Here is a 10,451-nt window from a genome sequence, read left to right as displayed (position 1 = left end):
GCTTTCTCGGCGACCGAGGCGATGATCGCGTCTGCGCCGAGGACAGTGCCGCAATATGCGTGGGGGAGGTTTTGGGCGAGCCATGCCACCAAAGCGCTTCCCCGGCGAAGGCCGGGGCCCAGTTGCGAAGGTGGCCGGGATGAAGCGCCGCGCACAGCAACAGCCGAAGTCTCTACTGGGCTCCGGCCTTCGCCGGGGAAGCGTATAGGGTGGAGCTTAGGGGAAAGCTCGCCGACCACGACATCCCCCGCCCGCAACCGAGGATCGAGCGCCCCTGCCACCCCGCACGATAGCAGCGCCGTCACCCCGCCGCGTGCAACCACAGCCTCAAGCTCCGCCTCCAACCGTGCTGCATCGCCACCGCCCGCCACGACCACCCAGCCCGACCGCGCAATGATCGCCGCCTCGCGCTGCAATCCGCACGCAACGAGCAGGGTCACATGCCGAACGCCACATGCGGGTTATTCGCGCGCTTCAGATTGCGGAATCGCGCCACCGCCCAGAGCGGGAAATAGGCCGGATAGCCATGATAGCGCAGGTAGAAGACGCGCGGGAAACCGCCGCCAGTATATTTCTCCTGCCCCCACAGGCCATCCTCGGCCTGTGTCGCGAGCAGATAGCGCACGCCACGCTCGACCGCAGGGTGATCGACCTTGCCCGCCGCCATCAGCGCGAGCAGCGCCCAGCCGGTCTGCGACGCGGTCGAGAGCGCAGGCGTATAGCCCTTGTAATCCAGCGCATAGCTCTCGCAATCCTCGCCCCAGCCACCGTCGAGATTCTGGATGTGGAGCAGCCAGTCAGCCCCTTTGCGCACCATCGGATGCTTGTCGCCCAGACCGGCGGCGTTGAGTGCGCACAGCACCGACCAGGTGCCGTAAATGTAATTGACCCCCCAACGCCCGAACCACGATCCGTCAGGCATTTGCTCTTTTTCGAGGAAGACGAGCGCCGCCTGCATCCGCGGGCTGTCGGTCTCGCCCAATTGCGCAAGCATCGACACACAGCGCGCGGTCACGTCGCTGGTCGGCGGATCGAGCAGCGCGCCATGATCGGCGAAGGGGATGTTGTTGAGGTAATGATAGCTGTTGTCCGCGTCGAACGCGCCCCAGCCGCCGTCTTTCGATTGCAAGCCGACGGTCCACTCCACCCCACGCGCGACCGCCTCGTCATAGGTCGGACCGACGCGCGCCTTCACCCGGTCCATCGCCATCACCACCACGGCGGTATCGTCGAGATCGGGATAATGCGCGTTGTTATACTGGAACGCCCAGCCGCCGGGGCGGACATCGGGCTTTTCCTCGGCCCAATCGCCCTTCACGTCGAGCACTTGCAGCGGCTTCAACCACGCCAGACCCGCCGCGGCGCGCGCCTCGGCCTCGTCGCCGCCCGCCTCCAGCATCGCATGCGCGGCGAGCGAGGTATCCCACACCGGCGAGACGCACGGCTGGCAATAGGCTTCGTCCTGCTTGACCACGAGCAGCTTTTCGACCGCGGTCCGCGCCAGCGCCCGCGCGGGATGATCCGCCGGATAGCCGAGGCAATCGAACATCATCACGCTGTTCGCCATTGCGGGATAGATCGCGCCGAGGCCGTCCTCGCCATTCAACCGCTCGGTCACGAAAGCGATGCAGGCATCGACCGCGCGCTGGCGCAGACTTTGCGGCCAAAGCGGCTCGACGGCTTTCAGCACGACATCGACCGCGCCGAAAAAGGCGATCCACGCGCGCTGCGTTCCCGCCGCGCGGCTGACCAGCTTCGCGCGCTTGGCGGTGTAGAGTTCGTCGACCTTCACGCCCGATTCGTTGCGCGCGACCGGCTTTTTCGCCGCCAGCACCAGCAGCGGCACGATCACGGTGCGCGCCCAATAGGACATTTTCGACAGATGCACCGGGAACCAGCGCGGCAGCAGGATCAGTTCGACCGGCAAGGTCGGCACGACCGACCACGGCCCGGCATCGAACAGTGCGAGCTGAATGCGCGTGAACACATTCACCGCAGCTGCCCCGCCGGCCTTGTGGATCGCCGCCCGGGCGCGCGCCATGTGCGGCGCATCGAGATCGTCACCGATCATCTTCAGCGCGAAATACGCCTTCACGCTCGCGCTGACATCGAACGCGCCGCCATGGAACAGGCCCCAGCCGTGATGCACTTCCGACTGGATCCGGCGCAGATATGCGCCGATCTTGCACTCGATTTCCGGGTCGCGCAGCTCGCCCAGATAGTGGCGCAGCAGGACATATTCGGCCGGAATGGTGGCATCGGCTTCGAGCTCGAATACCCAATGCCCATCGGCGCGTTGCAGCTTGCCCAGCGCTGCGGCGGCGCGGGTGGCAACGGCATCGGCTTCGTCCACCAGACGCGCGCGTTCGATCGTATCGGTCCCCATCGCCTCGCCTTAGCCGACCACCACGCCCGACGCCAAGCGCGCCGCGCGCTCACCCGATCGGATCGCGCCCTCAATCGTTGCGGGGAGGCCGGTCTGCGTCCAGTCCCCCGCCAGGAACAAGTTCCGCCATCGCGTCTCGGCCGGCGGGCGCTTGGCGTCCTGCGCGGGCGTCGCGGCGAAGGTCGCACGCTTTTCCTTGACGATCTGCCACGGCGGCAGCGTCGCGGGCAGGTTGTGGATGTTGGCAATATCGGCCCAGAAGCGCGCGGCAAGTTCCGCGCGGTCGGTATCGACGAGATGGTCGGCGGCGCTCACCGTGACCGAAAGGCGATCGGGAAAGGCAAAGATCCACTCCGCCGCGCCGCCAAGGACGCCGATCATCGGCGCGGTGCCAGGCGGCGGGACAAAGGCGAAATGCGCATTGACGATCGCGCGGAAGTCATCGGGGACCACGAGGCCGGGCATGAGCGCGGCCGCGACCCCTGGCGGCACCGCGAGGATGATCTTTTCGTCTGCCGCCACCGGCTCCTCCCCGGCCCCGAAATCGAGCGCTGCAACCCGGTCCCCGTCGAACCGCATCGCCCGCAACCGCCGCCCCAGCGTCAGCGCCGTCCCCTGCCCCGCCAGCCAGTCGATCGCCGGATCGACAAAGGCCGCGGCCAGCGTCGGCTCGGCAATGCGCGGACGGCTCGCGCGCCCGCCTCGTCCGAGCGATTGACGAATTACCGCTGCCGCCAAGGCTGCAGATCCGTCTGCTGCCGCCGTGTTGAGCGCGGCAAGCAGAACCGGCTCCAGCAACTTGTCCCACACCGCGCCATGCGGTGCGATCCGCTCGCCGACGGTCTGCCCCGGCTTGCCCGACAGCAAACCCGCAAGCCGCACATAGTCCCACATCCGCGTCCCCGGCACACGCCTGCCGTCGCGAAAAATCCACCACGGCAGCGGCCCGTCATTGACCCGCACCGACCAGCGCGCGCCGGTCGCACGATCGACAAAGGCAAAGTCGGCATGAAGCGGGCCGCTCAGCCGGTCGCTCGCGCCAATCGTCGCGAGATAGTCGGCAACCGCACGATTCCCCGCGAGAACGAGGTGGTTGCCATTGTCGATCGTGCGGCCAAGCTGCGGATCGTAATAGCTGCGGCAGCGCCCCCCGGCTTGCGCCGCGCCATCGACCAGCTCCGCCGCAATGCCGCGCCGTGCGAGGTCAACGGCGGCGGATAGGCCCGCCATCCCTGCCCCGACAATCCGGACGCGCGGGCTCACCGGAACAGCCACAGCCTCACGACCGTGAAGAGTAACGCCGGCTTGTTGACCTTGATCCGCGTGCGCGGCGGAGCCCAGCCGAGCGCCTCCATCCGCACCAAAATCGGGGCGTAGACCGCCGCCATCAGGCGCGGCGCGATCAAATGGCCCTTCGGGCGCTGCGCCAGGATCGCCTCGGCAGCGCGGAAATGCACGTGCGCCTTGGCGGCGAGAAACCGGCATGCGGCATCGACGCGGGGATCGCCGACGACGGTGATCGGATCGAGCAGTTCGACGCCTGCGGCAAGAAGCGCTTCGGATGGCAGATAGACGCGACCGATCGCGGCATCCTCGTCAACATCGCGCAGGATATTGGTGAATTGGAGCGCGCGGCCGAGGTGGTGGGCCAGCTCGATGCCGACGCCATGCTCCATCCCGAAAATCTTGACCGACAAGCGCCCGACCGCCGAGGCGACGCGGTCGCAATAGAGATCGAGCTCCTCGAAGGTCGGCCACCGCATATCGTGGTCGACATCCATCGCCATGCCGTCGATCACGGCGAGGAAATCGGCCTTGTCGAGTGCGAACTCCCGCACGGCTTCTGCGACGAGCGCCGCTTGCCCCGGATTGCCACCAGCATAGAGCGATTCGATATCGGACCGCCACGCCTCGAGCTGCTCTGCGCGCGCTCTCCGGTCACCAATCTCGTCATCGGCAATGTCGTCGACCGCGCGGCAAAAGGCGTACACCGCATACATCGCCTCGCGCCGCGCCTTTGGCAGCACGCGCATCCCGGCATAAAAGGAACTGCCCGAGACTTGTGCCTGCAACGCGGCGGGGGTGGAGTCCGGGTTCATCTCCGGCCCTTAACCAACTGCGCGGCTGCCGCCAATGTCGCGAGGCCGAGCATCTCCGCCTTGCCGTGATGTACCCGCTGCGACAGCGGATCATGCGTCTTCAGCCGCCGCGTCAGATCGGAGGCGAGGCGGTGGATGATCGCGACTTCGATGGCGAGCCGCCGGTCGCGGATCGCGCGCGCAAAGCCGGCCGATCGCATCAGCAAGATCTCGGTTCGCGCGACCAGATCGCGCAACGCGGCGCGCAATTGCGGCGTCGCCTCGTCCTTGCCGAGGTCGCTCACCTCCACGCCGTGCGCCGCCAGCACGTCGAGCGGCAGATACACGCGCCCGATGCTGCGATAATCCTTCCCGCAATCCTGCAAATGATTGATTACTTGCAGCGCCGCACACAGCGCATCGTTGGCGACCCAGGTCGCCGGGTCCTCCCCGTGAACATCGAGCACGTAGCGCCCGACCGGCATCGCCGAATAGCGGCAATACTCGATCAAGGCGGGCCAATCGGCATAGCGATCGACGCTGCAATCGCGCTCGAACGCGGTGAGCAAGTCGAGCGCGTGTTGCGCGCTCAGATCGTGCCCTGCCATCGTTTCACGCAAGGCGGCCGAGGGCGCATCGGCGTCGTGCGTTCCCGCGATCGTCGCGCGCATCGCGCCGAGCAACGCCAGCTTCTCGGACGCCGAAGCCTCCGCATTATCCGCCACATCGTCCGCCGCGCGCGCGAAGCGATAGAAGGCCATCACCGGTGCGCGGTGTTCGCGTTTGAGCAAGGCCGACGCGACCGGGAAATTCTCGTCCTTATGCCCCTTGCCCGAAGCGAGCTCTGCGGCGGCGGTCATGCGGTCACGTCCTCGTTCAGCGCCGCCTGCACGCGGCCCTTCCACATCCCGCCGCGCCCGCGCACATGCTGCCACGCCGACCATACGGTACATCCGGCATAGAAAGTTGCGATCAACGGCAAGGCAGGTCCCCAAAGTGGCGAGCGCCGGTAAAAGCGCAACATCGGCTGAAACGCCAGCGCCATCAATGCCCAGGCACCGATCGCGGCATATTGTGTGGCCCCGCGCGCGAAAAGCGCGAGCAGCGGCGGCGCGAGATAGGTGAGCGCGAGGCCAAGCGTCGTGCCCGCCAACACCAGCGGCGAATAGCCGAGCTGCGCATAGGCCGAACGCGAGATCATCGCCGCGACCGAGCCCCATGTGTCGTAGCGCCGAATGCTGACCGCGCGGTCCGTCAGCCCGAGCCAGACCGACCCCTCGCCTTTCAGCAGTGCGCCGAACGCGCAATCGTCGATCAGCGCCGATCGCACCGCCGCGATGCCACCGGCAGCTTCCAGTGCGGTGCGCTTGACGAGCATCACCCCGCCCGCCGCCGCGCCGAAACCGTTGCCGCGCCGGTTCACCTTGGCGAACGGATAGAGCATCTGGAAAAACCACACGAATGCCGGGATCAGTGCGCGCTCGGCGAGGCTTTCGCAGCGCAGCCGCGCCATCAGCGACACCAGCACACGGTCGTCTTCCACCGCGCGCGCGACGAGGCTGCGCAACGTATCGGGTGCGTGCGCGATATCGGCGTCGGTGAGCAGGAGGTATTCGGGCGTATCCCCGGCGACGGCGACACCTTGCGAAACCGCCCACAACTTCCCGGTCCACCCCGCCGCAAGCGGCGCGCCGGTCACGACGCTGACGCGATCCGAACCGAGCCCGCGCGCGATCTCGGCGGTGCCGTCGCTGCTCGAATCATCGATCAGCAGGATGCGGAACGCACCCGGATAATCCTGCGCGGCGAGGCTGCCGATCGAGCGCGCGATCACCTCGGCCTCGTCGCGCGCGGGGACGATCGCGGTGACGGCGGGCCAAGCACTTGGCTGCTCACCGTCATAGTCGCTCTCTGTCATCCCCGCGAAAGCGGGGACCCAGCTCGTGCCATCGGTGATGGGTCCGCGCTTTCGCGGGGATGACAACTGATGGAAAAAGGTATCCCGCTCGCGCGTCAGCCAGAACCCGTTGCGCGCGAACACCAAGACGACCCAGATCGCCAACGACAGCAGCGCCACCGCTAACCCAATCACCCGATCATTCCCGCCTGACGGAACCACGCAATCGCATCGGCCAGCGCCTCAGGATAAGGCCCGGCGCGATAGCCCAGTTCCGCCTCCGCCTTGGCACTCGAAAAATACATGTCGTGCGCCGCCATGCGCAGCGAATCGAGCGTGAGGAACGGATCCTTGCCGGTGAGGCGCGCAAGCTGTTCATTGGCCCAGGCGAGCGGAAACAGCGGCGCAGTCGGGATGCGGATCGTCGGAGCTTTACGCCCCACCAGCCGCGCCACCACCGCCAGCATCTCGCGCAGGCTGACATCCTGACCGCCCAGCACGTAGCGCTCGCCGATCCGGCCGCGCGCCATCGCGGCGAGGTGACCCTCGGCAACGTCATCGACATGGACGAGGTTTAGCCCGCTTTCGACAAAGGCCGGCATCCGGCCCGACGCCGCCTCGACGATGATTCGCCCGGTCGGCGTCGGGCGCGCGTCGCGCGGGCCGATCGGCGTCGAGGGATTGACGATCACCGCGGGCAAACCGCGTTCGGCGACCATCGCTTCGACCAGCCGCTCGGCGACCACCTTGCTGCGCTTATACGCGCCGATCGCCTGTTCGGGCGTGGCGGGGCGAGTCTCGTCGGCGGGCCGATCGGGATCGGGCCGCAACGTCGCGACGCTGCTGGTATAGACGATCCGCTCGACCCCCGCCGCCAGCGCCGCATCCATCACCGTTCGCGTGCTGGTGAGGTTGTTGCGCACGATGTCTTCGGGGTCGCGCGCCCAGATCCGGTAATCGGCGGCGACATGGTAGAGATACCGCACGTCCGTCAGCGCTTCCGCCATCGCGGCGGGATCGCGTGCGTCGCCTTCGACCACATGGCCCGGAAAATCGTCGAGATTGGTCCGCGCGCTGCTTGCGCGCACCAGGCCACGCACGGCGACACCCCCGGCCGCCAGCCGCCGCGCGACCGCCGATCCGACGAACCCGGAAACGCCCGTGACGAGCGTAATGTCGGCGCTACTCATTGCGGCGGTCTAGCTTGCGCCACGGTGCGGCGCTACGGGGAGAATCGTGGAGCATATTTTTGCGATTGCAGGCGCAACGCTTGGTTCGCTGGCGATCGCGCTGGCGGCAGCGGGGATCGCCTACCAACTCTTCGCCGCCAGCGTGCTACGCCGGTTTTTCGTCGATCCGCCCGCCGCGCCGCGCCGCGGCGACGCGGTCACGGTGCTCAAGCCGCTTTACGGCACCGAACCGCGCCTGTTCGACAATCTCGCCACGTTCCTGACGCTGGACCATGACGGCCCGGTGCAAATGGTGTGCGGCATTCAACGTGCCGAGGACCCGGCGATCGCTGTCGTCGAAGCCTTGCGCCTCGCCTATCCGAACGCGCAGATCGATCTCGTCATCGATGCCACGGTGCACGGCGCGAGCGGCAAGGTCTCCAACCTGATCAACATGATGGCAGCGGCGCGCCACGAAATTCTGGTGCTCAGCGACAGCGATATTGCGGTCGCCCCGGACTATCTGGCCCGCGTTCTGGACGCGCTCGACCGGCCCGGTGTCGGATTGGTGTCGTGCCTGTACCGTGGACGCGGCGATGCCGGTTTCTGGTCACGCTTCGGCGCAGCGGGGCTGACCTATCAATTCATCATCGGCGTGGTGATCGCGGTCGCCTATAAACTGGCCGACCCGTGCATGGGATCAACCATCGCGCTGCGCCGCGCAACGCTGGAGCGAATCGGCGGATTTGCGCGATTCGCCGATACGCTGGCCGACGATCACGCGATCGGCCAAGCGGTGATCGCACTCGGGCTCAAACTCTCCGTGCCGCCGATGTTTGTGACCCACGCCTTCGACGAGACTAGCCTTGATGCGCTGTGGCAGCATGAGGTGCGGTGGCACGCCACGGTGCGCGGTCTTGGCTTCTGGGCGTATGTCGGCGCGATCATCGCGATTCCGCTGCCGCTGGCGTGTCTCGCAAGCCTGTATGCGCCCGCAATCGGCCTTGCGCTCATGGTCGCAGCATTGATCGCGCGGTTCGTGGTTGTGCGGAGTGTCGATGCGGCGGTAGGGGAGCAGGTCGCACCGTATTGGATGGTGCCGGTGCATGATCTGATGAGCTTTGCGGTCTATATCGCGGGCTTCTGCGTGCGCTCGGTTGATTGGCGCGGGGCGACGCTTAAAATGAAGGACGACGGCCGAATCTCGGCCGCTACGGAGCAACGGGCATGATGCGCACCCTTTTCCTGCAGGCACCGTCGTTTGACGGCTATGATGGCGGCGCTGGCGCACGCTATCAGATGAAGCGCGAGGTGAAGTCCTTCTGGTACCCGACCTGGATCGCGCAGCCCGCCGCGATGGTCGAAGGATCGAAGCTGATCGACGCGCCCGCGCACGAACAGTCGTGGGAAGACATCGCGCACGAATTCGACACGCGCGATCTCGTCATCCTCCACACTTCGACGCCGAGCTTCAACCAGGACATCCGCACCGCGCGCCTGATCAAGGAGCGCAACCCCAGGATCATCGTCGCCTTCGTCGGTGCGAAGGTGATGATCGAGGACAAGGCCAGTCTCGAGGCGTGCGAGGCGATCGATCTCGTCTGCCGCGAGGAATATGATTTCACCTGCGTCGAACTGGCGGAAGGCCGCCCCTTCGCCGAAATCGACGGAATCACCTGGCGCGCGCCCGACGGGACGATCGTGCGCAACAAGGACCGCGCGCAGATCGAGGATATGGACATCCTCCCGATGGTCTCGCCGATCTATAAGCGCGACCTCGACACCTCGAAATATTACGGCGGCTATCAGCGCCACCCCTATATCTCTTTCTACACCGGGCGCGGTTGCAAGAGCCGCTGCACCTTCTGCCTGTGGCCGCAGACGATCAGCGGGCATCGCTATCGTCACCAAAGCGCGGGCAAGGTGATCGAGGAGGTGAAATACATCCTCCGCGAAATGCCCGAGATCAACGAAATTTTCTTCGACGACGACACGCTCGCCGATGCGCATGACTTCGTCATCGAACTGTCGGGCGAGCTGCGCAAATTGGGCTTCGGCACACCCGGTTTCCGCGTCACCTGGGGCTGCAACGCCAAGGCCAACGTGCCCTATCCGGTGCTGAAGGCGATGAAGGAAGGCGGCTGCCGCGTGCTGCTGGTCGGTTATGAAAGCGGCAACCAGCAGATTTTGCACAACATCAAGAAGGGCCTGCGCGTCGATGTCGCGCGGCAATTCACCAAGGATGCCCACGCGCTCGGCCTGACGATCCACGGCACCTTCATCCTCGGCCTCCCCGGCGAAACGCTGGAGACGATCGAAGAGACGATTCAGTACGCCAAGGAAATCGATCCGCACACGATCCAGGTGTCGCTGGCCGCACCCTATCCCGGCACCTTCCTGTACAAGCAGGCGATCGAAAATGGCTGGTTCGACAAGTCGCACGATTTGCTGACCGATGACGGCAACCAGATCGCGCAGCTGTCCTACCCGCATCTGTCCTCGGCGGTGATTTTCGACAAGGTCGAGGAATTCTACAAGCGCTTCTATTTCCGCCCGTCCAAGATCTGGGAAATCGTGCGCGAGATGCTGACCGATTGGCAGATGATGAAGCGCCGACTGCGCGAGGGCGTCGAATTCTTCGACTTCCTGCGGCGTCGGAAAGAGGCGGCGTGACATTTCTCCCTCTCCCCTCCGGGGAGAGGGTCGGGGAGAGGGGCAGTTACGCGTGCCTCGGTTTGCCTACTGCCCCTCTCCCGACCTCGCTGCGCTCGGCCACCAGCGCCGGGCCAACCGTGCCCCGCACGGTTGAGGATCGTCCGGGGGACGATCCGACCCGGCGCTCCCCTGAAGGGGAGCAGAAAAAGGTATGAAAACCGCGATCATCACCGCTGACGATTTCGGCGTCTCGCGCGAAGTCAACG

9 protein-coding genes are annotated in these 10,451 nt (G+C 66.1%); 2 read left to right on the top strand and 7 right to left on the bottom strand.

What is annotated here, in order from left to right:
• The 7 genes from ABWP09_RS10655 to hpnA form a co-directional block, all read right to left on the bottom strand.
• A partial coding sequence (locus ABWP09_RS10655) for a phosphorylase family protein (RefSeq protein ID WP_502959791.1) occupies positions 1–440 on the bottom strand: 440 nt, incomplete at its 3' end.
• The gene (gene shc / locus ABWP09_RS10650) at positions 437–2,386 is read right to left on the bottom strand and encodes a squalene--hopene cyclase (protein ID WP_353205121.1); all 1,950 of its coding nucleotides are present in this window, start codon (positions 2,384–2,386) and stop codon (positions 437–439) included. The genes ABWP09_RS10655 and shc, both read right to left, overlap by 4 nt.
• Positions 2,387–2,395: 9 nt before the next feature.
• Positions 2,396–3,649, bottom strand: coding sequence for a hydroxysqualene dehydroxylase HpnE (gene hpnE / locus ABWP09_RS10645; RefSeq protein ID WP_502959790.1), 1,254 nt, complete (start codon positions 3,647–3,649; stop codon positions 2,396–2,398).
• Positions 3,646–4,485, bottom strand: coding sequence for a presqualene diphosphate synthase HpnD (gene hpnD / locus ABWP09_RS10640; protein WP_353205120.1), 840 nt, complete (start codon positions 4,483–4,485; stop codon positions 3,646–3,648). Before hpnD ends, hpnE begins: the two co-directional genes overlap by 4 nt.
• Positions 4,482–5,324: a squalene synthase HpnC gene (hpnC, locus tag ABWP09_RS10635; RefSeq protein ID WP_353205119.1), complete on the bottom strand. Its 843-nt coding sequence runs from the start codon at positions 5,322–5,324 to the stop codon at positions 4,482–4,484. Before hpnC ends, hpnD begins: the two co-directional genes overlap by 4 nt.
• Positions 5,321–6,556, bottom strand: coding sequence for a glycosyltransferase (locus tag ABWP09_RS10630; RefSeq protein WP_353205118.1), 1,236 nt, complete (start codon positions 6,554–6,556; stop codon positions 5,321–5,323). The genes hpnC and ABWP09_RS10630 overlap by 4 nt, the downstream gene beginning before the upstream one ends.
• Complete coding sequence (hpnA, locus tag ABWP09_RS10625) at positions 6,553–7,551, bottom strand: hopanoid-associated sugar epimerase (RefSeq protein ID WP_353205117.1); 999 nt, start codon at positions 7,549–7,551, stop codon at positions 6,553–6,555. The genes ABWP09_RS10630 and hpnA overlap by 4 nt, the downstream gene beginning before the upstream one ends.
• Positions 7,552–7,597: 46 nt before the next feature.
• Between hpnA and hpnI the strand changes: the two genes are divergently transcribed.
• Both hpnI and hpnJ read left to right on the top strand, forming a co-directional pair.
• Positions 7,598–8,761, top strand: a complete 1,164-nt coding sequence (gene hpnI, locus ABWP09_RS10620) for a bacteriohopanetetrol glucosamine biosynthesis glycosyltransferase HpnI (RefSeq protein ID WP_353205116.1) — start codon at positions 7,598–7,600, stop codon at positions 8,759–8,761.
• The gene (gene hpnJ / locus ABWP09_RS10615; protein WP_353205115.1) at positions 8,758–10,203 is read left to right on the top strand and encodes a hopanoid biosynthesis associated radical SAM protein HpnJ; all 1,446 of its coding nucleotides are present in this window, start codon (positions 8,758–8,760) and stop codon (positions 10,201–10,203) included. Before hpnI ends, hpnJ begins: the two co-directional genes overlap by 4 nt.
• Positions 10,204–10,451: the final 248 nt, after the last annotated feature.

Source organism: Sphingomonas sp. (assembly GCF_040398505.1).
In the GTDB taxonomy this organism is placed as follows: Bacteria; Pseudomonadota; Alphaproteobacteria; order Sphingomonadales; family Sphingomonadaceae; genus Sphingomonas.
The sequence above is the reverse complement of the archived record's forward strand: the minus strand, read 5'-3'. Positions and strand labels throughout refer to the sequence as shown.